The sequence below is a fragment of the Psychrobacillus sp. FSL H8-0510 genome (assembly GCF_038008345.1).
Taxonomy (GTDB): Bacteria; Bacillota; Bacilli; order Bacillales_A; family Planococcaceae; genus Psychrobacillus; species Psychrobacillus psychrotolerans.
This window is the reverse complement of record NZ_JBBOYZ010000001.1, coordinates 2,941,355-2,963,716: the sequence shown is the minus strand read 5'-3', so window position 1 is coordinate 2,963,716 and position 22,362 is coordinate 2,941,355. Positions and strand designations below refer to the sequence as shown.

Below are 22,362 nucleotides of genomic sequence, written 5' to 3'. Positions count from 1 at the left end.
AACAGAATTTTTTGTGTAAAATATCATTTATAGTACTTTAGTTAGAAGATTCGAATATTTGTGAAAAGAGGGAACATCATGAGTGAACGACAAACAATTTTGGAAGTGAAAGATCTTCAAACGTCCTTTTTCACAGATGATGGTGTTATTCCATCCGTAGATCATATTGATTTTCATGTAAGAGAAGGCGAGATTCTAGGTATTGTTGGAGAATCAGGATGTGGAAAAAGTGTTACTTCTCTTTCCATCATGGGACTAGTTCCAAGTCCACCAGGGAAAATTACGAGTGGTCAAATATTGTTTGAGGGCAAAGACTTAACAAAGTTTTCTGAGAAAGAAATGCGCAAAGTCCGCGGCAACGATGTGGCAATGATTTTCCAAGAACCAATGACATCATTAAATCCTTTATTTACAATTGGAAATCAATTACTAGAGGCAATAACCTTACATAAGAAAGATTGGAACAAAAAGAAAGCGAAAGCAAGAGCGATAGAAATGCTAAAACTAGTTGGACTTCCGAGAGCAGAAGAACTTATGAATGACTATCCACATCAGCTCTCCGGTGGAATGAGACAACGTGTAATGATAGCTATGGCATTAGTTTGTGATCCCAAGCTCTTGATAGCTGATGAACCGACAACAGCTTTAGATGTAACTATTCAAGCCCAAATATTAAAGTTAATGCGCGAGTTAAACGAACGGCTGAATACGGCGGTAATATTAATAACGCATGATCTAGGCGTAGTAGCTGAAACTTGTGAACGAGTTGTAGTGATGTATGCAGGAAAAGTAGTAGAAGAGGGCACCGTGGATACAATCTTTAATAACCCACAGCATCCATATACAAAAGGTTTGATTGCTTCTGTGCCAGATATGCGATATAAAAAACAGCGCCTCTACTCTATTCCTGGGAGTGTTCCAAAGCCTGGATCCATCAAACAAGGTTGCAGATTTGCAGCTCGCTGTGAATTTGTAGTAGGAAGATGTACGGAAGAAAATCCTCCTCTATATGAAACAGCGGAAGGTCATAAAACAAGATGCTTCTTATACGATGAAAAGGAGGTTTTGCAAGATGACAGAGCCGCTGTTAAAAGTTGAAGGATTGAAAAAGTATTTTCCAATACGTACTGGGATGTTAGGAAAACATACAGGTAATGTGAAAGCTGTAGATGATATTTCTTTCTTTGTAAATGAAGGAGAAACTCTAGGAATAGTGGGTGAATCTGGTTGTGGTAAATCTACTACAGGCAGGATGCTTATGAGATTACTAGAGCCTACTGAAGGAAAAGTGACGTTTAACGGAAAAGAACTAACGAGTATTTCAAATGATGAGATGAGAAAAGCTAGACGTGAAATACAAATGGTATTCCAAGATCCTTATGCTTCTTTAAATCCACGTCATACAATTGAAAAGATTCTAATGGAGCCTTTAATTGTCCATAATATTGGAGACCCAAAGAGTAGAAAAAAGAAAGTACATGACTTTCTAGAAATTGTCGGTTTAAGTAGCTATCATGCCAAACGTTATCCACATCAATTTAGTGGAGGACAAAGGCAACGTATAGGAATAGCAAGAGCATTGATGACTAATCCGAAGTTGATAATAGCGGATGAGCCAGTGTCGGCACTCGACGTTTCGATACAGGCACAAGTCTTGAATCTCATGCAAGATTTACAGAAGGAGCTCAAGTTAACTTATATCTTTATTGCTCATGATTTGGGAGTTGTTCGCCATATCAGTGATCGTGTAGGGGTAATGTATTTAGGAAGAATGGTAGAACTCGCTACAAGTGAATCCATGTATGCTGAACCTTTACATCCTTATACAAAAGCTTTACTTTCTGCAGTTCCAGTTCCAGATCCGGAGTTTAAACGGGAACAAATTATTTTAGAAGGAGACATTCCAAGTCCCTCAAATCCACCTTCTGGGTGTACCTTCCATACAAGATGTCCTTTTAAGATGGATATTTGTGTGAAGGATGTTCCACAATTACAAGAAGCTAAAACAGGTCATTTTGTTGCATGCCATTTATATAATGAGCAATTGCAGCATTGATAATAAATAAATAATTGGAGGGGTCCAAATGGGAAAAACGAAGATATGGTCATTTTTGCTGCTGATGTTCGTTGCACTTACTATGGTACTTGCTGCGTGTTCATCTGACGATTCATCAGACAGCGATACAAAAAAAGATAATGACAAGGGAACTACAGAAACTGCGGAAGATAAAGTATTAATCTTTGGTCGTGGAGGAGATTCTGTTTCACTAGATCCAGCTGCTGTAACGGATGGTGAATCATTCAAAGTTACACAAAACGTGCAAGAAACTTTATTAAACTTTGGTGAGCAAGATACAACAATTAATGAAGGATTAGCTACAAAGTGGGAGCCATCAGAAGACGGACTTTCGTATACATTCACACTTCGTGAAGGTGTAAAATTCCATGATGGAACTGATTTTAATGCAGAAGCAGTTGTTAAAAACTTTGAACGTTGGGCTAGCGGTTCTGAAGATCTATTCCCATATTATGGGTCTATGTTCGGTGGATATGCTGGTGATGAAGGTCATGTAATTGAATCAGTTACTGCTGAGGGAGATTACACGGTAATATTCAAACTTACGCGTGCACAAGCACCTTTCTTGAAAAATATTGCAATGAGTCCATTCGCTATTGCAAGTCCAACTGCATTTGAAGCAGCAGGAGATAAATATGGAGATAGCCCAGTCGGTACTGGACCATTCAAATTTGTAGAGTGGAAACGTAATGATTCTATCACTATTGAAAAGTATGAAGAGTATTGGAATTCAGAAGAGCCGAAATTAGATCGTGTTGTTTTCCGTGCAATTCCTGATAACTCTGCTCGTTTAAACTCTCTTTTAACTGGAGAAATTGATTTAGCTGATGGTGTAAATCCTTCGGACGGAGCTACAGTTGAGTCAGAGGCAGCTCTACAACTATTCGAACGTCCATCTATGAATGTTGGGTACCTTGGGTTAACAAATACTCGTCCTCCATTCGATAACCCAAAAGTTCGTCAAGCTGTAAACTATGCAATTGATAAACAAGCTATTGTGGACGCTTTCTTTGAAGGTCGTGCAGAGGTAGCGAAAAACCCTATGCCATCTTCTATTAGTGGATACAATGAAGATATTCCGGGTTATGAGTACGATCCAGAAAAAGCGAAGCAATTATTAGCAGATGCTGGTATGGCTGACGGTTTTGAAATGGAACTATGGGCAATGCCTGTACCACGTCCTTATATGCCAGATGGTGCAAAAGTTGCTGAAGCTATTCAAAAGAACTTAGCTGATGTTGGTATTACTGCTAATATCGTATCTTATGAATGGGCTACTTATTTAGAAAAAGCTAAAAATGGTGAAGCAGATGCATTCTTATTAGGTTGGACTGGTGATAATGGAGATGCGGACAACTTTATCTATGTTTTACTTGACGAAGATAATATCGGAAGTAACAACTATAGCTACTACAAAAACGATGAGACACATAAAATCTTAATCGAAGCACAAACAGAAGTAGACGAAGACAAACGTAATGAACTTTATAAACAAGCACAAGAATTAATCTTTGAGGATGCTCCGTGGGTTCCACTTGCTCACTCAACACCATTACTAGCTGGAGATGCTGAAATTACTAATTTCTTCCCACATCCAACTGGTTCTGATAGATTAAACAAGGTCGACTTTAAGTAATAAGCTTAAGGGGGGAGGTCTTCGTGATTTCTCCCCTTTATTCATTAAATTAGAAATTGTATTTATTCAGCATTTGTTTAGCTCCTACGTCTAGTCCCTCGAGTTGCTTCAAGATATCAGGGGCGTATGATGAGGGTCAGTAGTTGTGACACGACGATCATAATCATATACTGACTTCCAATTACATAGGCGTTTGTGCTTTTCTTAATTTAAATTAGAGAGGTGAAGAAAATGCTTCACTATATCGGTAAACGATTATTACAATTGATACCTGTATTACTTGGTATGACATTTGTTGTTTTCATGATCATACGAGCAATTCCTGGTAATCCCGCACAAGTAATATTAGGACAATTAGCATCTAAAGAAGCGATAGAAGCATTGGAGATTAAACTAGGCTTGAACCAGCCTTGGTATACACAATACTTTGACTATTTAGCTGGTCTCCTAAAAGGTGATTTGGGCGAATCTATGCGAACGGTTCAACCAGTTGCTAAAGAGATTTGGCCATACTTGGCTGCAACAATGGAGCTAGCTTTCTTTGCCATTATTATTGCAGTAATAATTGGAGTTAATGCAGGTATTATATCGGCTTGGTTCCAAAACTCTTGGTTCGATTATATGGCAATGGTCTTAGCTTTAATCGGAGTATCCATGCCAATTTTTTGGTTAGGTTTGATGGAACAGTGGATTTTTGGTATTGAATTACAATGGCTTCCAACGACTGGTCGAGAAGAGGTTCGAGATCCCATTAACTCCATCACGAGCTTGTATGTAATAGATACAATTATACAGGGAAGATTCGATCAACTAGGTACTGTACTGAAACATTTAATATTACCTGGTATTGCGTTAGCAACAATTCCGATGGCGATAATTGCTCGTATGACTAGATCAAGTATGCTTGAAGTAATGAGAGCGGATTATGTTCGTACTGCTAGAGCTAAAGGGCAGAAAATGTTTTTTGTAGTTTACAAACATGCTTTAAAAAATGCAATTATACCCGTATTAACTGTAATTGGACTTCAAACTGGGCTTTTACTTGGAGGCGCTATTTTAACGGAGACTATCTTCGGATGGCCAGGAATCGGCAGGTATATTTACGAAGCTATTTCGTTCCGTGATTATCCAGTAATTCAGTCGGGTATATTGGTTGTCGCTTTTATATTCGTGATGATTAACTTATTTGTAGATATTTTATATGGGTTAGTAGATCCGAGGATTAAATATGATTAAAAGGAGGAATAGATATGTCCGAAATGGTTCCGAATGCGACAAATGATCAACTAATAGTAACTAAAGAAACGTCGACCGGTCCTTGGCGAGATGCATGGCGTAGCTTTCGAAAAAACAAAGGAGCGCTTGTAGGAGCAGGGATTGTCTTATTCTTCTTATTTTTAGCATTTTTTGGTCCTTGGCTTGCACCACAAGGTATTAATGATCAGCTTTTAACAGATCGATTGAAACCACCGTCTAGTAAGTATTGGTTTGGTACGGATGATTTTGGTCGTGATATATTCTCTAGAATTATTTATGGAGCTAGAATCTCCTTAATGGTAGGGTTTTTCTCTGTTATTGGTTCTGTAGTAGCTGGTAGTATTTTAGGTATTATTGCAGGTTACTATGGGAAATGGATAGACATGATTATTTCAAGAATTTTCGATATCATGTTAGCTTTTCCAAGTATATTATTGGCCATTGCTGTAGTTTCTGTCTTAGGACCGTCTTTACAAAATGCATTGATTGCTATTGCGATTATTAATATTCCTAACTTTGGTCGCCTAATACGCTCGAAAGTTCTAAGTATTAAAGAAGAAGAGTACATAACATCTGCTAAAGCAATTGGGATGAGGGACATTCGAATTTTGTTTTCTCATATTCTACCTAATTCTATGGCACCGGTTATTGTTGCAGGAACACTGGCAATCGCTTCAGCTATTATTGAAGCAGCTGCTCTAGGGTTCTTAGGATTGGGAGCTCAAGCGCCTGCTCCTGAATGGGGGAAAATGCTAGCGGATGCCCGTATGTATTTAAGAAATGCACCGTGGACGATGATTTTCCCAGGAGTAGCAATAATGTTAACAGTTGTAGGATTTAACTTGATGGGTGATGGACTCCGAGATGCACTAGATCCGAAGATGAAAAATTAATAACCGTGCCACTTAGCATTCTAACGCTAAGTGGCATTTTTTTTAGAAGAACTTTTACGAGGCGTTACTATTTTAATTGTTGTATTTGGTAATACAATAATCGGACGATCCAACTACTAATATCTAAAAAAAACTGGTTGGTCGCGAGAAAACTCACGATCAACCAGTTTTTTTAATAAGGTGTTTCTTCAATTTCAACAGTCAGCTCTTCGCTATGAAAGTTTTGATATGAGGTGATGAGTTTATCCACATGTTCCAATTGTTCCTCATAGCTTAAAATAGCAGATAGTAAATGTAGCAGATGGTATGAAGAAAACTCCTCTTCCATTTGTGTAATAGTAATTTGTTTGACGAAAATATCCATTACTTCTTGCCTTTGTAAAAATGCCTCGGAATCGTTCTCTTCAATATGCTCGGGTCTTAACTTACCGATGAATTTCAAATGGAGCTGTTCATGATAGGTTAATAGAGTATCCAATCTTTCCTTTATCATCATTAGAAAATGTTCGGGAAGAAGAGTAAATTCATGCTCATGGTGATGCAACTTTTTTAGTACATCTAAGCTTTTATAGGAAGCCGAAATTAATTCGCGGTAGACGACTAATTTTCTTCCCTTTGTGTGGTTTGCTTTCTTAGTGTATCCACGTTCTTCTTTAAAGAATGAGTATATTTGATCAACACGAACAAGTCTTTCATTTAATTGACTAATGGTTTGTTTAGTCGATTGATGATCGGATGCTTGTCGAACTGCTATTCGTAACCAACGAATTATTTCGTCCTGTGTATAGTGAATTGCATTGAATAGCTTCTTTTCAAACTTAGGAGGTAAAAATACTAAATTCACAATAAAAGCAGATATTACTCCAACTAGAATGGTAGCAAATCGTAATACTGCAAATAGTAGAAAGTCATCTCCTTGTATTTCCATAATCGCAATTACCGTAACAAGAGCAAGTGTTAAGGCTTTCTCTAATTTTAGTTTAAGCATAATTGTAATGGTGATGATTGCAGCAAATCCTACGATTACATAATCTTTTCCGAAAACTAAAGAGAAGATAACCGCAACAATGGCTCCGATTAAGTTCCCTTGAATTTGTTCAGTGGCTGTTTTATACGACCTATATATAGAAGGTTGAATGGCGAAAATAGCTGCTATTCCTGCAAATACAGGATTGGGAAGCTGAAGTAATTCAGCTATGAATAAAGAAAATACAATAGCTACTCCAGTTTTAAATATACGAGCTCCTAATTTCATTAAATCCAATCCTTTCGTAAGAAACAGCGCACTTGTTTATTGAAGTTTAGCAAATGCATTATTAACTGCAGAAAGTGTTTCTTGAATATCACTTTCTGTATGCGCAGTTGTGATAAACCAAGCTTCGTATTTTGAAGGTGCCAAGTTAATACCTTGGTTTAACATTAACTTAAAGAACTTCGCAAACATTTCCCCATCACTTGCTTCTGCTTGTTCATAATTCTCTACTTTCACATCTGTGAAGTAAACAGAAAGTGCGCCTTTAATACGATTAATAGTGATGGTGACATTATTTTTCTTGGCTGCTTCTAAAATACCGACCTCAAGCAGTCCACCTAGTCTATCGAGTTCATCATATAACCCAGGAGTTTGTAAAACTTCTAAGCAAGCAATACCCGCTTGCATAGACGCTGGATTACCTGCCATAGTTCCCGCTTGGTATGCTGGTCCTAATGGGGCAACTTGCTCCATAATTTCTTTTCTGCCGCCGTAAGCACCTATTGGAAGACCTCCACCGATGATTTTACCTAATGCTGTTAAGTCAGGTGTTTGCTCTAACATAGTAGATGCTGCGCCGTAATGGAAACGGAATGCGGTAATTACTTCGTCGTAAATAACTAGTGCACCTTTATCTTTTGCCAATTTATGAACTAGTGGAAGGAAATCTTCATTTGGCTCTACCATGCCAAAGTTTCCTACGATCGGCTCCACTAAAATACAAGCTAATTCGTCTCCCCATTTCTCCATAGCTTCCTCAAAAGCTTTTGGATCATTAAATGGAATAGTAATTACTTCTTTCGCTGTTTCTTTAGAAACACCCGCAGAGTCAGGAGTACCTAATGTAGCAGGACCTGAACCAGCTGCAACTAGTACTAAATCAAAGTGGCCATGATAGCATCCCGCGAATTTCATCACTTTTGTTCTTCCAGTATAAGCACGAGCAACTCGAATTGTTGTCATTACTGCTTCTGTTCCTGAGTTAACAAAACGAACTTTGTCCATTGAGGGAATAGCATCCTTTAACATTTTTGCAAAGGTTACTTCATGTTTTGTTGGAGTCCCATATAACAGACCAGTTTGTGCCGCTTTTGTGATGGCCTCGGTAATATGAGGATGTGCATGACCTGTAATAATAGGTCCGTATGCCGCTAAATAGTCGATATATTTATTGCCATCCACGTCATAAAAATAAGCACCTTCTGCTCTTTCCATAACGATAGGTGCTCCTCCACCTACTGCTTTATATGATCGTGATGGACTGTTTACACCACCTACTATATGTTCTAGTGCCTCAATTTGAATTTTTTCTGATTGTGTTTGTTTCAATGTCCTAGCCTCCGCTCAGTTTGTTTACAGATAGAAAGTATAACGTTTCTATTCAATTATTGTCTAGTATACTAATTCTTTAAGTTCCTCTTAATTGTAGACAATAATATTGAAAATTGCTAAGAAAATTGAACAAAGTGACTAACTTCGTTACGATATATATATAATAGGAGGGATTATGATGGAAAAACTAGAAGGCATGGTAGCACCTAACTTTTCATTGAAAAATGAAAAAGGAGAAATTATTTCATTAAAAGACTTTGCAGGGAAGAAATATGTCGTTTTGTATTTTTACCCAAAGGATGCTACACCGGGCTGTACAACGGAAGCATGTGATTTTAAAGCCGCTCATACAAGTTTCACTGATTTAAATGCAGTTATTCTTGGAGTTAGCGCAGATGATGAAAAGGCTCATACAAAATTTATAGACAAGCATGGTCTTCCATTTTCGCTATTAGTAGATGATACGCATGAAGTATCGGAGGCATATGGAGTATGGAAGTTGAAAAAGAATTTTGGAAAAGAGTATATGGGTATCGAACGTTCTACTTTTTTAATCGATCCTACTGGAACGGTCGTAAAAGAATGGAATAAAGTTAAAGTCGACGGACACGTAGAAGAAGCACTTCTAACATTAAAATCATTAGTGACTGAAGGGCAATAATATGAATATATTGTTTTCTTTTTTACCAAAGCCGGAGCAACAGGATGAATTAGTAAAAAAGTACCCAGATGCAGAATTTATATTTCAAAAAGGTTTAAATGAAGAACTGCTAAAGTCAGCGTCAATTCTAGTTACATACGGCGAAGACATAGATGCACCTCATCTCAAAACTGCCGAACAGCTAAAATGGATTATGGTGGCTTCTGCTGGCTTAGAAAAAATGCCGTTACTGGAAATTGCAAAGCGAGGCATTGTCGTTACCAATGTACGTGGAATTCACAAAACTCCAATGGCAGAAACGATCTTAGCCCATATACTTTCTATTAAGAAGTCACTCCCGTTGATCAATGAAAATCAACGAAAAGGGGAATGGTCTAAACGTGTGTCTCCAACCGAATTACTAGGTTCAACTGCGATCATATTAGGTCCCGGTGCAATAGGCGGGGAAGTAGGAAGAATACTACAGGCTTTTGGCGTGCACACAATTGGATGTAATAGCAGTGGAAAACTGCCTCCATTTATGGACGAAATAGTTACCTTCGATAAACTAAATGAAGTTTTACCGAAAGCGGATATTGTTATTTCCATTCTACCAAGTACGGAGCAAACAAAGGGATTAATCACATACGAGCATTTACAGTCTATGAAGCAGAGTGTAATCTTTATGAATTTTGGACGTGGTGATTTAGTGAAAGAACAACACTTACTACGTTCATTAGAAGAAGAGAGAATCGCATATGCTGTACTGGATGTATTTGAGAAGGAACCACTTGCCGCAGAACACCCATTTTGGAGTATGAATAATGTAATCGTTTCTCCACATATCTCCAGTCACTCTTCTCAATATGTAATAAGAGCGCTACAAATTTTCTCAAGTAATTTAAATGCTTGGATGAAGCAAAAGCCACTGGAAAATGAGATTGATTTGGAAAAGGGTTACTAATCTATGTATATCTTTCCTTAACGAGTAATAAATTTGACAGTTCATGCCCTTTCTATTTATACTTATTGTAACAATTATAATTAAAGAATGAATATGAAAAGAGGTGCATTGCGATGACGGAAGTACATTTAAGAGATGCTTTAGATACATTAAAATCGACTGGTGTACGAATTACACCTCAACGCCATGCGATACTGGAATTTATTATCCAATCTATGTCACATCCCACAGCGGACGATATATATAAAGCACTAGAAAGTAAATTTCCTAGCATGAGTGTTGCAACGGTTTATAATAATTTACGTGTTTTTAGAGAAGCAGGACTCGTTAAAGAGTTAACCTACGGCGATTCTTCTAGTCGTTTTGATTTTGTTACGAATGATCATTATCATATGATTTGCGATGCTTGCGGTAAAATTGTTGATTTTCATTATCCTGGATTAGATGAAGTAGAACATTTAGCTTCTCATTTAACTGGGTTTGATGTAAGTTATCATCGAATGGAAATTTACGGTGTTTGTCCAACATGCAAAGAGCATGCAACTAAAGTTCAATAAGCAAAACCGAGCGTAGTAAGACACGCTCGGTTTTTTATTTGAAAACATAGCATTTTCACTTCCACCTTCTACCTACTTAGAATAGAAAAAACACTTTGCTAAAAAAGCAAAGTGTCCATTATCTTTTTTTATTCAATGCTTCATCAAATTCTTGACCTTCAAGATTAGGATCTAGCGTTAAAGGTTCTTTACAATACATACACATATCTACTCTACCTAATACTTTAGTATGCTTACCACAGTTAGGACATACAACAGGCACTGCTTTTGTTGATAATAATCCAATCCAGCCATAGACTGCTGTACTAGCTAAAATAGATAGTAGCCCCAGCGTTACGAAAATGGTAACTAATATACCGTTATCTTTAAAAAAGATTGCACCGTACATAATGATAAAACCAAAGAATATAAGTCCAAGTGCAAACGAACGTATACGATTTATTTTGTTTTTATAGGGTTTCATTTTTCAGCCTCCTAATTTCTACATACACTATATCATATTTTAGTATAAAGTTAAGTTAGGAATGAATTATAGAAGGAAATATAGAAAAGTTGTCGAAAATTTATAGTAGAAGTAAATAAAGGAGGCTTCATTTTGGAAGCATTATTGAGACCGATTTATCAAGAAAGAGCAAGTGAACCTAATACACTTGGTGTTATTTTAGTAGAGAAACGGGCAGATTTTAGTCCTATTACAGATATGTTTGACTCTATTTTATTAATATTAACGAAAGAATCTGAGGTACCTGTTTTTACAAAGCATTATACGTATGAGGATAAAAAAACTGCGCTTCATATAATTACAGAAAAGCAGTTAAGAAAATGGCTCTTGTTGGGAACTAACCCGAAACTGGTGGATTGGTTAATCAACGGTCGTGTGGTATTTGATCGCAATGAATATGTAGAAAGTTTAAAACAAGAGCTATACGTATTTCCGATAAACGGAAGAAAAGCTCGAATGGGTATAGAGTTTGCCAAACTAACGAGACGGTATTTAGAAGGGAAGCTATTTTTTGAACAACGTAATTTCTTAGATGCTTATAATCATATGGTAGATTCTTTACATCATCTAGCACGATTAGCTGTTTTTGAAAATGGTATGCACCCAGAAGTGATGGTATGGAATCAAGTAAAAGCATTAGATCCTTCTATATATAAATTGTACGATGAGTTAATCTCTAGTGATGAATCATTAGAAAAAAGATTAGAGCTTTTGTTTTTAGCGAGTGACTTTTTGATTCATTCCCGATCAAAAGATGGAGCACAACACATTATAGAAGTACTTGGGTCAAAAGAGTTTTGGACGATTCAAGAAATTCATGAGCAAGAAGAGCTTAAAAACTACTCTGTAGATTTAGAGGTTTTTATCGAGTTTCTAATAGATAAAGGGTATATTTCAATTGAAGAACAGCAAACCAAAAGCAACGCGATCATGCATAGATACTACAAAGTGATGATGTAGAAACAACATTTAAAAACGAACAATGAAATTTGTTCGTTTTTATTGTTGACATAATAAATAAATGCATGGTATTATAATAAGCGTCGTCAAAAACAACACAAACTATTTCAAACAAATAATAGTGAAAAAGTTTTTTAGAAAAACTTCTTGACACTTACCGAGTACGATGGTAAATTAGAGAAGTCGCAAAAAACGACACAACAAAATGAACATTGAAAACTGAACATGCAAAACGTTAAGAAACATAGCTTTCAACTAACTTAGTTAGGATGATAGCAAAACAATTTTGGACATCATTTAATGGTGATGCCAGCAAAACAAAATGAGCTTTTAAACTAGTTCTAATTTGTTCGCTCTCAATGTGCTCTGCATACTGAAAGTGAACTATTATGGAGAGTTTGATCCTGGCTCAGGACGAACGCTGGCGGCATGCCTAATACATGCAAGTCGAGCGAATGACGAAGAAGCTTGCTTCTTCTGATTTAGCGGCGGACGGGTGAGTAACACGTGGGCAACCTGCCCTGTAGATTGGGATAACTCCGGGAAACCGGGGCTAATACCGAATAATCCATTTCCTCACATGGGGAGATGTTAAAAGACGGTTTCGGCTGTCACTACAGGATGGGCCCGCGGCGCATTAGCTAGTTGGTGAGGTAACGGCTCACCAAGGCGACGATGCGTAGCCGACCTGAGAGGGTGATCGGCCACACTGGGACTGAGACACGGCCCAGACTCCTACGGGAGGCAGCAGTAGGGAATCTTCCACAATGGACGAAAGTCTGATGGAGCAATGCCGCGTGAGTGAAGAAGGTTTTCGGATCGTAAAACTCTGTTGTGAGGGAAGAACAAGTACGAGAGTAACTGCTCGTACCTTGACGGTACCTCATTAGAAAGCCACGGCTAACTACGTGCCAGCAGCCGCGGTAATACGTAGGTGGCAAGCGTTGTCCGGAATTATTGGGCGTAAAGCGCGCGCAGGCGGTCCTTTAAGTCTGATGTGAAATCCCACGGCTCAACCGTGGAAGGTCATTGGAAACTGGGGGACTTGAGTACAGAAGAGGAAAGCGGAATTCCAAGTGTAGCGGTGAAATGCGTAGAGATTTGGAGGAACACCAGTGGCGAAGGCGGCTTTCTGGTCTGTAACTGACGCTGAGGCGCGAAAGCGTGGGGAGCAAACAGGATTAGATACCCTGGTAGTCCACGCCGTAAACGATGAGTGCTAAGTGTTAGGGGGTTTCCGCCCCTTAGTGCTGCAGCTAACGCATTAAGCACTCCGCCTGGGGAGTACGGTCGCAAGACTGAAACTCAAAGGAATTGACGGGGGCCCGCACAAGCGGTGGAGCATGTGGTTTAATTCGAAGCAACGCGAAGAACCTTACCAGGTCTTGACATCCCGCTGACCGGCCTAGAGATAGGCTTTTCCCTTCGGGGACAGCGGTGACAGGTGGTGCATGGTTGTCGTCAGCTCGTGTCGTGAGATGTTGGGTTAAGTCCCGCAACGAGCGCAACCCTTGATCTTAGTTGCCAGCATTTAGTTGGGCACTCTAAGGTGACTGCCGGTGATAAACCGGAGGAAGGTGGGGATGACGTCAAATCATCATGCCCCTTATGACCTGGGCTACACACGTGCTACAATGGACGGTACAGAGGGTCGCAACCCCGCGAGGGTGAGCAAATCCCATAAAACCGTTCTCAGTTCGGATTGTAGGCTGCAACTCGCCTACATGAAGCCGGAATCGCTAGTAATCGTGGATCAGCATGCCACGGTGAATACGTTCCCGGGCCTTGTACACACCGCCCGTCACACCACGAGAGTTTGTAACACCCGAAGTCGGTGGGGTAACCCTTACGGGAGCCAGCCGCCGAAGGTGGGACAGATGATTGGGGTGAAGTCGTAACAAGGTAGCCGTATCGGAAGGTGCGGCTGGATCACCTCCTTTCTAAGGATAATATCGGAATACGAATCTTTATTCGTATCTTAACGTTTTGCAGTTCAGTTTTGAATGTTCATATTTATTATATGGAAATTCAAAGAGGGCCTATAGCTCAGCTGGTTAGAGCGCACGCCTGATAAGCGTGAGGTCGATGGTTCGAGTCCATTTAGGCCCACCATACCCTTTTTAAACCCCGGGGCCTTAGCTCAGCTGGGAGAGCGCCTGCCTTGCACGCAGGAGGTCAGCGGTTCGATCCCGCTAGGCTCCACCAAAGATTATTATTTGTTCTTTGAAAACTGGATAAAACGACATTGAAACAATAAACAACAAGAAATTCTGTTGTGATTATTTACGTAATCACAACGTGTAAGACTTTTTAACTTTTAGGTTAAGTTAATAAGGGCGCACGGTGAATGCCTTGGCACTAGGAGTCGACGAAGGACGGCACTAACACCGATATGCTTCGGGGAGCTGTAAGTGAGCTTTGATCCGGAGATTTCCGAATGGGGAAACCCACTGTTCGTAATGGAGCAGTACATTTGCGTGAATACATAGCGCATCTGAGACACACCCAGGGAACTGAAACATCTAAGTACCTGGAGGAAGAGAAAGAAAATTCGATTCCCTGAGTAGCGGCGAGCGAAACGGGAATAGCCCAAACCAAAAGGCTTGCCTTTTGGGGTTGTAGGACACTCTACATAGAGTTACAAAGGAATGAGTTAGACGAAGCGATCTGGAAAGGTCCGCAGGATAGGGTAAAAGCCCCGTAGTCTAAAATTCATTCTCTCTTGAGTGTATCCTGAGTACGGCGGAACACGTGAAATTCCGTCGGAATCTGGGAGGACCATCTCCCAAGGCTAAATACTACCTAGTGACCGATAGTGAACCAGTACCGTGAGGGAAAGGTGAAAAGCACCCCGGAAGGGGAGTGAAATAGATCCTGAAACCGTGTGCCTACAAGTAGTTAGAGCCCGTTAATGGGTGATAGCGTGCCTTTTGTAGAATGAACCGGCGAGTTACGATCCCATGCAAGGTTAAGTCGAGAAGACGGAGCCGCAGCGAAAGCGAGTCTGAATAGGGCGAATGAGTATGTGGTCGTAGACCCGAAACCAGGTGATCTACCCATGTCCAGGATGAAGGTAAGGTAACACTTACTGGAGGTCCGAACCCACGCACGTTGAAAAGTGCGGGGATGAGGTGTGGGTAGCGGAGAAATTCCAATCGAACCTGGAGATAGCTGGTTCTCTCCGAAATAGCTTTAGGGCTAGCCTCAAACGTTAGAATCTTGGAGGTAGAGCACTGTTTGGACTAGGGGCCCATCCCGGGTTACCGAATTCAGACAAACTCCGAATGCCAATGATTTATGTTTGGGAGTCAGACTGCGAGTGATAAGATCCGTAGTCAAGAGGGAAACAGCCCAGACCACCAGCTAAGGTCCCAAAGTATTTGTTAAGTGGAAAAGGATGTGGCGTTGCTTAGACAACCAGGATGTTGGCTTAGAAGCAGCCATCATTTAAAGAGTGCGTAATAGCTCACTGGTCGAGTGACGCTGCGCCGAAAATGTATCGGGGCTAAACAAATCACCGAAGCTGTGGATTGATACCTTTGGTATCAGTGGTAGGAGAGCGTTCTAAGGGCGTTGAAGTCAGACCGGAAGGACTGGTGGAGCGCTTAGAAGTGAGAATGCCGGTATGAGTAGCGAAAGACGGGTGAGAATCCCGTCCACCGTATGACTAAGGTTTCCTGAGGAAGGCTCGTCCGCTCAGGGTTAGTCGGGACCTAAGCCGAGGCCGATAGGCGTAGGCGATGGATAACAGGTTGATATTCCTGTACCACCAAACCACCGTTTGAGTAATGGGGGGACGCAGAAGGATAGGGTAAGCATGCTGTTGGTTATGCATGTCCAAGCAGTAAGGTGTGAATGTAGGCAAATCCGCATTCTTTAACATTGAGCTGTGATGGCGAGGACGTATGTCTAGAGTTCCTGATTTCACACTGCCAAGAAAAGCCTCTAGCGAGGTGAAAGGTGCCCGTACCGCAAACCGACACAGGTAGTCGAGGAGAGAATCCTAAGGTGAGCGAGAGAACTCTCGTTAAGGAACTCGGCAAAATGACCCCGTAACTTCGGGAGAAGGGGTGCTCTTTTGGGTTCATAGCCTAGAAGAGCCGCAGTGAATAGGCCCAGGCGACTGTTTAGCAAAAACACAGGTCTATGCAAAACCGTAAGGTGAAGTATATGGGCTGACGCCTGCCCGGTGCTGGAAGGTTAAGAGGAGTGCTTAGCGCAAGCGAAGGTGCGAATTGAAGCCCCAGTAAACGGCGGCCGTAACTATAACGGTCCTAAGGTAGCGAAATTCCTTGTCGGGTAAGTTCCGACCCGCACGAAAGGCGTAACGATCTGGGCACTGTCTCAACGAGAGACTCGGTGAAATTATAGTACCTGTGAAGATGCAGGTTACCCGCGACAGGACGGAAAGACCCCGTGGAGCTTTACTATAGCTTGATATTGAATTTTGGTGCAACTTGTACAGGATAGGCAGGAGCCTTAGAGCCCGGAGCGCCAGCTTCGGAGGAGGCGTCGGTGGGATACTGCCCTGGTTGTATTGAAATTCTAACCCATACCCGTAACCCGGGTAGGAGACAGTGTCAGGCGGGTAGTTTGACTGGGGCGGTCGCCTCCTAAAGTGTAACGGAGGCGCCCAAAGGTTCCCTCAGAATGGTTGGAAATCATTCGAAGAGTGTAAAGGCAGAAGGGAGCTTGACTGCGAGACCTACAAGTCGAGCAGGGTCGAAAGACGGGCTTAGTGATCCGGTGGTTCCGCATGGAAGGGCCATCGCTCAACGGATAAAAGCTACCCCGGGGATAACAGGCTTATCTCCCCCAAGAGTCCACATCGACGGGGAGGTTTGGCACCTCGATGTCGGCTCATCGCATCCTGGGGCTGTAGTCGGTCCCAAGGGTTGGGCTGTTCGCCCATTAAAGCGGTACGCGAGCTGGGTTCAGAACGTCGTGAGACAGTTCGGTCCCTATCCGTCGTGGGCGTAGGAAATTTGAGAGGAGCTGTCCTTAGTACGAGAGGACCGGGATGGACACACCGCTGGTGTACCAGTTGTTCTGCCAAGAGCATCGCTGGGTAGCTATGTGTGGACGGGATAAGTGCTGAAAGCATCTAAGCACGAAGCCCCCCTCAAGATGAGATTTCCCATTACGCAAGTAAGTAAGATCCCTCAAAGACGATGAGGTAGATAGGTTCGGGGTGGAAGCGTGGCGACACGTGCAGCTGACGAATACTAATCGATCGAGGACTTAACCAAATTTTGTTTAACGTAACAATGTCGTTTATCCAGTTTTGAAAGTACAAAAAAAAATATAAAAAAAGCTTGAATTATTTTCTAGTTTTGTTATACTAAGTATTGTCTTTCAAATTAATAAGGTCTAGTGATGATGGCGAAGAGGTCACACCCGTTCCCATACCGAACACGGAAGTTAAGCTCTTCAGCGCCGATGGTAGTTGGGGGTCTCCCCCTGTGAGAGTAGGACGTTGCTAGGCTGTATTATTCCGAAGTAGCTCAGTGGTAGAGCAATCGACTGTTAATCGATTGGTCGTAGGTTCGAGTCCTACCTTCGGAGCCATTTTAGGAGAGCTGTCCGAGTGGCCGAAGGAGCACGATTGGAAATCGTGTAGGCGGGTTAAACTGTCTCAAGGGTTCAAATCCCTTGCTCTCCGCCAGATTAGTTTTCTACATAAAAGTATGGCCCCTTGGTCAAGCGGTTAAGACACCGCCCTTTCACGGCGGTAACACGGGTTCGAATCCCGTAGGGGTCACCATTTATTAAATTGAACGAATGAAGTTGACGCAGAGATGCGAAGCTTATCGTAATTTTACCCAGGAGGATTAGCTCAGCTGGGAGAGCATCTGCCTTACAAGCAGAGGGTCGGCGGTTCGAGCCCGTCATCCTCCACCATTTCTTTTGAACAAATTAGCAATTATAGTATTGTCGCGGGGTGGAGCAGTGGTAGCTCGTCGGGCTCATAACCCGAAGGTCGCAGGTTCAAATCCTGTCCCCGCAACCAAATGGTCCCGTGGTGTAGCGGTTAACATGCCTGCCTGTCACGCAGGAGATCGCCGGTTCGATCCCGGTCGGGACCGCCATTTTTTAAAAGATTGGTGATAAGCAAGAAGGTCTAGGAAGCGATTGAGTGATGGAAGGAACGTACTAAAGTACGTGACTAACTGAACGAATGAAGCTGACAAAGAGATTCGCAGCTTAGCACAATCGAATTTGGCTCAGTAGCTCAGTCGGTAGAGCAAAGGACTGAAAATCCTTGTGTCGGCGGTTCGATTCCGTCCTGAGCCACCATATTTATACGCCGGAATAGCTCAACTGGTAGAGCAACTGACTTGTAATCAGTAGGTTGAGGGTTCAAGTCCTTTTTCCGGCACCATACACTGGTGGGGTAGCGAAGTGGCTAAACGCGGCGGACTGTAAATCCGCTCCTTCGGGTTCGGCGGTTCGAATCCGTCCCCCACCACCAGTTTTTAGGGGCATAGTTTAACGGTAGAATAGAGGTCTCCAAAACCTTTGATGTGGGTTCGATTCCTACTGCCCCTGCCAATTTTTTTTAGTTAGCTTTGAATAATGGCGGTTGTGGCGAAGTGGTTAACGCATCGGATTGTGATTCCGACATTCGGGGGTTCAATTCCCCTCAGTCGCCCCATATTCCTTAGTAGTTAGCTCTTTTTTTATTTGTGGCGGTTGTGGCGAAGTGGTTAACGCACCGGATTGTGATTCCGGCATTCGGGGGTTCAATTCCCCTCAGTCGCCCCATTGGGGTATAGCCAAGCGGTAAGGCAATGGATTTTGATTCCATCATGCCCTGGTTCGAATCCAGGTACCCCAGTTTGCGGAAGTAGTTCAGTGGTAGAACACCACCTTGCCAAGGTGGGGGTCGCGAGTTCGAACCTCGTCTTCCGCTCCAATTACTTTACGGCGGCATAGCCAAGTGGTAAGGCACAGGTCTGCAACACCTTTATCACCGGTTCAAATCCGGTTGCCGCCTCCAATTTTTTAAAAATGATTTAATAACTGCCTAGTATTTATTTTGCCGGTGTGGCGGAATTGGCAGACGCGCGGGACTCAAAATCCCGTATCCTCTGGATGTGCCGGTTCGACCCCGGCCACCGGTATAAAATCGTGACTTAAAGTCATACATATCAAGACTTCTAACTACTTGTTAGAGGTCTTTTTTGTTGTTTAAATAAAAGGACTGAAATAAGCTAAAATCCCGTGCTTCGAATCCCATGCATAGGAGGAAATCAGTATGTCTAGAAGAAGTAACAGTTTATCAAAAAAAGAGCTAAGCTTGATTAAATTAAAAATAACAGATGAAGAAGCTTTTCAGAAGTTTGAGAGAGATTGTTTGATAAGAAATTTAAGAGCTGAGACATTGAGATACTACATAGACAAGTTTGCAGCTACTAAGAACACTTTAAAAGAAATGAAAATTGTTAAGCAACTTGTAGAACTTACACAGAAAGATATAGAAGAGATAATTCTTCATCTGAAAAGTAAAATTAAGATTGTAAGTATTAACACTAGGATAAGAGCTTTAAAATCATTTTATAACTTCTTATATAAGAATAAATTATTGATGCCAAATCCTATGAAAAATATTAAAAAGTTACGTGATCGATCAAGGGTTATTGAAACTTTAGATGATAAGGAGCTAGAACTCCTTGCATCTCATATAAAAATTCAGAAGAGCTTTGTAGGGGTTAGAGATTATGTAATATTTTTAGTGATGTTAGATACAGGTATACGATTGTCTGACTAATCGTCCAATAATTTCTAGACCGAAAATAAAGCTTTATTCATTTAATTACGCAATGGAAGGTGAATATATATAATATGCAGGAGAAGATGGAGCATCTTAAAGAAGTTAGAATAGAGATAGGTGAACAGGCATTCAGAATAAAATGCAGCAACAATCATCACAAAATATTATACTGATAGGTTGAAAGTGCGAGGGATTAAGAGAAATCGAATGTCGATTTTGAATCAAGTTAATCTCAAACTGCATGGTCTAGATGTTGATAAAGTTTCCTATGGATTTATTCGAAAGTTTTACTAATATAAGAGCTCACTAGCTAACGATACTGATATGGTATTGAATGTTTGTGAGTTCATTTTTTTTGCATTGATCTAGATAGATGAATTCTATTTTGAAATGATACCGCCTACCCCTACAGAAAAAAACACAACTTCAACGATATTAACATGTGAATGTCCGCTTACTGCAAACGTCCCAAAACGATTTTTTGAGTTGAAATTTAATTGGTAATAAAGTAAATAAATGTAAATAAAAAGATCCCACCGAAGTGAGATCCTTGGTTATAACTTTCATATGAATTTAGAAAGGTTGGTATGGTGGAAATCCACACTCTCTTAATATTCCATTGTGATCATCTGTACTCAAATGTGAATCATCATATTCATCTAGGACTTTTCTAAGTTCCACAAAAAGTTCCTTATCAACTTCAAGAAATGAATCCTCAAATCGTTTTTTAATATCCAACTTTATTAAATACCTTATCAGGTTCTCATATAGTAACGGATAATCTTTTTTAATACTTTCTCTATTTTCTAAGAATGATTTAATGTAATCCTCGAAAATATAAGCTTTATTTGGTTCAGGATATTCATATTTTTCTCTTTCTTTAAGTGGCGTGAAGACGGAGGTCGATCCCAACCACGTATCTCCAAGACCAGACATAAAGATTAAAAGAGAATACTTACGTAATTCAGGATCAGGATGATTAAAATATTTAAAGTATTCGTCATAATAATCACCCTGCCATTGGCCGTTGAAATCAAAACAAAAGTTGCCAACTTCAATACCTGGTAATACCTTTTTAGCTTTTTCAATTGGAGTTAGTGACATTAGGATTTCTTCCTCTCGTCTTCAATATTTAGGTTAATTAAAAATATGGGTACATTGTTATAATAACATAATCATACTTGTTGGCTTGTTGGTATTCCAATGGGCTGATCTTGTATCAACCTTAACTGTGTGGCCATCTAATTAGTAATCACGTGCGTTGATTTTAGCTAAGTAGTAATTTATGTTGATATATATGACTTTATAAGAATATCAATTTTTATTGGGACTCAAAATCCCGTATCCTCTGGATGTGCCGGTTCGACCCCGGCCACCGGTATAAAAGCAAAGAACCCTTGATATTTCAAGGGTTCTTTTTTTGGGAAAATGTAGATAACATAGTTGTACTATAAATAGAAAAAGAAATTACTCACGGTTTCAATAGTAATAAGAATAAGCCCAAGAGAAATCACCTCTTGGGCTTTATATGTTTATGAACTAACACAAAGCTTTTGATCATTTAGTGTGTTCCTACAATAGTTAGGAATGAACACGGCAAACTCCGTACTCCTTTGGAATTTAGTGCAATTCTCTTTAGCAACGATACATGTTACGCAAAACCATTTACAAAGTACTCGATTATTTCTAAATCGTCTTCCGTCACGTCACGGTCAAAAAGAGAGGACATCTCTTCTACAATTGCCTCTATTTTTCCTTTATGTTTATTTGTTAATTCTGCACTTGTCTTTAATAATGATACAAAAGAAGTAAATTCATCCTTTGTTAAAGGTGCTGGATGATGAGATAGGAAGAAGATTTCTGCGTCATAGCCTTCAATTTTCTCCAAAAGCTTATACATCTTTTCAATGGTATAATGCCACTTTTCTGCGTACATATTTGCATAGAGACAGTCCCCAAGAAATAATGTCTTTTCCTCTGCTATATAAATGAGATTCGAATCAGGTGAATGATCTCCACCAACATGTTCAATGATACAGGTAACCCCACCTATATTAAGTTTGATTTGCTTGTCAAAAATGATAGTGGGATCTGGTATGATAACTTCTCGCATACTTCCTAGCTCTAGCTTTATCGCATCTGCACAAAAAGGAATTTCAATCCCTGCTTCGACACGTCCATCCAACTCCTTATCTTCCCATGATAGCTTTTGAAGTTCTTTTACTTTGTTATAGGTCATGGAATTGGCAACTGAAGGAACATCCATTTCACGTAAGCCAAATACATGATCCCAATGCCAATGTGTGAGAGCCAGAATATCCCCTGTGAGATGATAGGAAGCTAATTGCTCTTTAAAGTATTTAGCATGATTAGAAGAATTACCAGCATCAATCAGTAGAGTCTGTTTGTCCCCTACAATAGCAGCTAATATCGGTCGATCTGTCTTTTGATATGGAGGCAGGTAAAAGAGTCGATCGGAAAGTTTTTTCAATGTTTGCATGAACTCGTACTCCTTAGT

The 22,362-nt window shown here is 40.5% G+C and carries 15 protein-coding genes, 18 tRNA genes and 3 rRNA genes; 31 read left to right on the top strand and 5 right to left on the bottom strand.

All coding sequences use genetic code 11. The annotated features are described in order from the left end of the window. The first annotated feature begins 78 nt into the window (after positions 1-78). The 5 genes from MHI40_RS15130 to nikC all read left to right on the top strand — a co-directional run bounded on the left by MHI40_RS15130 (position 79) and on the right by nikC (position 5,863). Positions 79-1,098 (top strand): ABC transporter ATP-binding protein, encoded by a 1,020-nt coding sequence (locus MHI40_RS15130; RefSeq protein WP_093538177.1) that lies wholly within the window; start codon positions 79-81, stop codon positions 1,096-1,098. Further along, on the top strand, positions 1,073-2,056 hold the full coding sequence (locus MHI40_RS15125) for an ABC transporter ATP-binding protein (protein WP_093538178.1): 984 nt from the start codon (positions 1,073-1,075) through the stop codon (positions 2,054-2,056). Before MHI40_RS15130 ends, MHI40_RS15125 begins: the two co-directional genes overlap by 26 nt. Before the next feature lie 28 nt (positions 2,057-2,084). Further along, complete coding sequence (locus MHI40_RS15120; RefSeq protein WP_340763319.1) at positions 2,085-3,713, top strand: ABC transporter substrate-binding protein; 1,629 nt, start codon at positions 2,085-2,087, stop codon at positions 3,711-3,713. 231 nt (positions 3,714-3,944) lie between these two features. Further along, complete coding sequence (locus MHI40_RS15115; RefSeq protein WP_093538180.1) at positions 3,945-4,949, top strand: ABC transporter permease; 1,005 nt, start codon at positions 3,945-3,947, stop codon at positions 4,947-4,949. Positions 4,950-4,972: 23 nt separating this feature from the next. After that, positions 4,973-5,863, top strand: a complete 891-nt coding sequence (gene nikC / locus MHI40_RS15110; RefSeq protein ID WP_245762752.1) for a nickel transporter permease — start codon at positions 4,973-4,975, stop codon at positions 5,861-5,863. Between the two features lie 172 nt (positions 5,864-6,035). Here nikC and MHI40_RS15105 read toward each other — a convergent pair whose 3' ends face one another. Both MHI40_RS15105 and MHI40_RS15100 read right to left on the bottom strand, forming a co-directional pair. Then, positions 6,036-7,118, bottom strand: a complete 1,083-nt coding sequence (locus MHI40_RS15105; RefSeq protein ID WP_093538182.1) for an FUSC family protein — start codon at positions 7,116-7,118, stop codon at positions 6,036-6,038. A gap of 36 nt (positions 7,119-7,154) precedes the next feature. Continuing rightward, positions 7,155-8,444, bottom strand: a complete 1,290-nt coding sequence (locus MHI40_RS15100) for a glutamate-1-semialdehyde 2,1-aminomutase (protein ID WP_093538183.1) — start codon at positions 8,442-8,444, stop codon at positions 7,155-7,157. A 181-nt stretch (positions 8,445-8,625) separates the two neighbouring features. On the opposite strand from MHI40_RS15100, the gene bcp reads away from it, so the two are divergent. The 3 genes from bcp to perR all read left to right on the top strand — a co-directional run bounded on the left by bcp (position 8,626) and on the right by perR (position 10,608). Continuing rightward, on the top strand, positions 8,626-9,108 hold the full coding sequence (bcp, locus tag MHI40_RS15095) for a thioredoxin-dependent thiol peroxidase (protein WP_340764539.1): 483 nt from the start codon (positions 8,626-8,628) through the stop codon (positions 9,106-9,108). A gap of 1 nt (position 9,109) precedes the next feature. Next, positions 9,110-10,051, top strand: a complete 942-nt coding sequence (locus MHI40_RS15090) for a D-2-hydroxyacid dehydrogenase (RefSeq protein WP_340763314.1) — start codon at positions 9,110-9,112, stop codon at positions 10,049-10,051. 113 nt (positions 10,052-10,164) lie between these two features. Beyond that, entirely contained in the window at positions 10,165-10,608 is a 444-nt protein-coding gene (gene perR, locus MHI40_RS15085; protein WP_139185114.1) for a peroxide-responsive transcriptional repressor PerR, read from the top strand. 118 nt (positions 10,609-10,726) lie between these two features. Here the strand turns inward: perR and MHI40_RS15080 are convergent, their stop codons facing one another. After that, the gene (locus MHI40_RS15080; protein ID WP_093538186.1) at positions 10,727-11,071 is read right to left on the bottom strand and encodes a YgzB family protein; all 345 of its coding nucleotides are present in this window, start codon (positions 11,069-11,071) and stop codon (positions 10,727-10,729) included. 132 nt (positions 11,072-11,203) lie between these two features. On the opposite strand from MHI40_RS15080, the gene MHI40_RS15075 reads away from it, so the two are divergent. The 23 genes from MHI40_RS15075 (at position 11,204) to MHI40_RS14965 (ending at position 19,841) form a co-directional block, all read left to right on the top strand. Then, a complete protein-coding gene (locus MHI40_RS15075) occupies positions 11,204-12,070 on the top strand; it encodes a nucleotidyltransferase-like protein (protein WP_093538187.1) in 867 nt (288 codons plus the stop codon). 386 nt (positions 12,071-12,456) lie between these two features. After that, positions 12,457-14,010, top strand: a 16S ribosomal RNA gene (locus MHI40_RS15070). Between the two features lie 95 nt (positions 14,011-14,105). Then, positions 14,106-14,182, top strand: a tRNA-Ile gene (locus tag MHI40_RS15065). A gap of 17 nt (positions 14,183-14,199) precedes the next feature. Further along, positions 14,200-14,275 (top strand) — tRNA-Ala (locus tag MHI40_RS15060). Between the two features lie 115 nt (positions 14,276-14,390). Further along, positions 14,391-17,319: ribosomal RNA gene (locus tag MHI40_RS15055) — 23S ribosomal RNA — on the top strand. Between the two features lie 120 nt (positions 17,320-17,439). Next, positions 17,440-17,555 (top strand): 5S ribosomal RNA (rrf, locus tag MHI40_RS15050). Together the 16S, 23S and 5S rRNA genes with 18 tRNA genes alongside form the textbook arrangement of a ribosomal RNA operon. 8 nt (positions 17,556-17,563) lie before the next feature. Then, positions 17,564-17,638 (top strand) — tRNA-Asn (locus tag MHI40_RS15045). 5 nt (positions 17,639-17,643) lie between these two features. Then, positions 17,644-17,735 (top strand) — tRNA-Ser (locus MHI40_RS15040). 24 nt (positions 17,736-17,759) lie between these two features. Next, positions 17,760-17,834: transfer RNA gene (locus MHI40_RS15035), tRNA-Glu, on the top strand. A gap of 61 nt (positions 17,835-17,895) precedes the next feature. Next, positions 17,896-17,971, top strand: a tRNA-Val gene (locus tag MHI40_RS15030). A gap of 34 nt (positions 17,972-18,005) precedes the next feature. Beyond that, positions 18,006-18,080 (top strand) — tRNA-Met (locus MHI40_RS15025). A 3-nt stretch (positions 18,081-18,083) separates the two neighbouring features. Next, a tRNA-Asp gene (locus MHI40_RS15020) sits at positions 18,084-18,159 on the top strand. Positions 18,160-18,291: 132 nt separating this feature from the next. Beyond that, positions 18,292-18,367: transfer RNA gene (locus tag MHI40_RS15015), tRNA-Phe, on the top strand. A gap of 9 nt (positions 18,368-18,376) precedes the next feature. Further along, a tRNA-Thr gene (locus MHI40_RS15010) sits at positions 18,377-18,452 on the top strand. Positions 18,453-18,458: 6 nt separating this feature from the next. Then, positions 18,459-18,542 (top strand) — tRNA-Tyr (locus MHI40_RS15005). Positions 18,543-18,548: 6 nt separating this feature from the next. Further along, a tRNA-Trp gene (locus tag MHI40_RS15000) sits at positions 18,549-18,622 on the top strand. A 27-nt stretch (positions 18,623-18,649) separates the two neighbouring features. Beyond that, positions 18,650-18,725, top strand: a tRNA-His gene (locus MHI40_RS14995). 34 nt (positions 18,726-18,759) lie between these two features. After that, positions 18,760-18,835: transfer RNA gene (locus MHI40_RS14990), tRNA-His, on the top strand. Position 18,836: 1 nt separating this feature from the next. Continuing rightward, positions 18,837-18,908: transfer RNA gene (locus tag MHI40_RS14985), tRNA-Gln, on the top strand. A 3-nt stretch (positions 18,909-18,911) separates the two neighbouring features. Further along, positions 18,912-18,986 (top strand) — tRNA-Gly (locus tag MHI40_RS14980). Between the two features lie 10 nt (positions 18,987-18,996). Beyond that, positions 18,997-19,070 (top strand) — tRNA-Cys (locus MHI40_RS14975). A gap of 41 nt (positions 19,071-19,111) precedes the next feature. Continuing rightward, a tRNA-Leu gene (locus tag MHI40_RS14970) sits at positions 19,112-19,194 on the top strand. Between the two features lie 134 nt (positions 19,195-19,328). Then, complete coding sequence (locus MHI40_RS14965) at positions 19,329-19,841, top strand: tyrosine-type recombinase/integrase (protein WP_340763311.1); 513 nt, start codon at positions 19,329-19,331, stop codon at positions 19,839-19,841. Positions 19,842-20,417: 576 nt separating this feature from the next. Here MHI40_RS14965 and MHI40_RS14960 read toward each other — a convergent pair. Together MHI40_RS14960 and MHI40_RS14955 are read right to left on the bottom strand one after the other, a co-directional pair. Continuing rightward, the gene (locus tag MHI40_RS14960; RefSeq protein ID WP_340763310.1) at positions 20,418-20,948 is read right to left on the bottom strand and encodes a hypothetical protein; all 531 of its coding nucleotides are present in this window, start codon (positions 20,946-20,948) and stop codon (positions 20,418-20,420) included. A gap of 547 nt (positions 20,949-21,495) precedes the next feature. Then, entirely contained in the window at positions 21,496-22,344 is an 849-nt protein-coding gene (locus MHI40_RS14955; protein WP_093538554.1) for an MBL fold metallo-hydrolase, read from the bottom strand. Positions 22,345-22,362: the final 18 nt, after the last annotated feature.

Coding starts and splice junctions, on each gene's coding strand:
- MHI40_RS15120 (WP_340763319.1), top strand. CDS start 2,085: ATGGGAAAAACGAAGATATGGTCATTTTTGCTGCTGATGTTCGTTGCA.
- MHI40_RS15080 (WP_093538186.1), bottom strand. CDS start 11,071: ATGAAACCCTATAAAAACAAAATAAATCGTATACGTTCGTTTGCACTT.
- MHI40_RS15090 (WP_340763314.1), top strand. CDS start 9,110: ATGAATATATTGTTTTCTTTTTTACCAAAGCCGGAGCAACAGGATGAA.
- bcp (WP_340764539.1), top strand. CDS start 8,626: ATGGAAAAACTAGAAGGCATGGTAGCACCTAACTTTTCATTGAAAAAT.
- nikC (WP_245762752.1), top strand. CDS start 4,973: ATGGTTCCGAATGCGACAAATGATCAACTAATAGTAACTAAAGAAACG.
- MHI40_RS14955 (WP_093538554.1), bottom strand. CDS start 22,344: ATGCAAACATTGAAAAAACTTTCCGATCGACTCTTTTACCTGCCTCCA.
- MHI40_RS15130 (WP_093538177.1), top strand. CDS start 79: ATGAGTGAACGACAAACAATTTTGGAAGTGAAAGATCTTCAAACGTCC.
- MHI40_RS15105 (WP_093538182.1), bottom strand. CDS start 7,118: ATGAAATTAGGAGCTCGTATATTTAAAACTGGAGTAGCTATTGTATTT.
- MHI40_RS15115 (WP_093538180.1), top strand. CDS start 3,945: ATGCTTCACTATATCGGTAAACGATTATTACAATTGATACCTGTATTA.
- perR (WP_139185114.1), top strand. CDS start 10,165: ATGACGGAAGTACATTTAAGAGATGCTTTAGATACATTAAAATCGACT.
- MHI40_RS14960 (WP_340763310.1), bottom strand. CDS start 20,948: ATGTCACTAACTCCAATTGAAAAAGCTAAAAAGGTATTACCAGGTATT.
- MHI40_RS15125 (WP_093538178.1), top strand. CDS start 1,073: ATGACAGAGCCGCTGTTAAAAGTTGAAGGATTGAAAAAGTATTTTCCA.
- MHI40_RS14965 (WP_340763311.1), top strand. CDS start 19,329: ATGTCTAGAAGAAGTAACAGTTTATCAAAAAAAGAGCTAAGCTTGATT.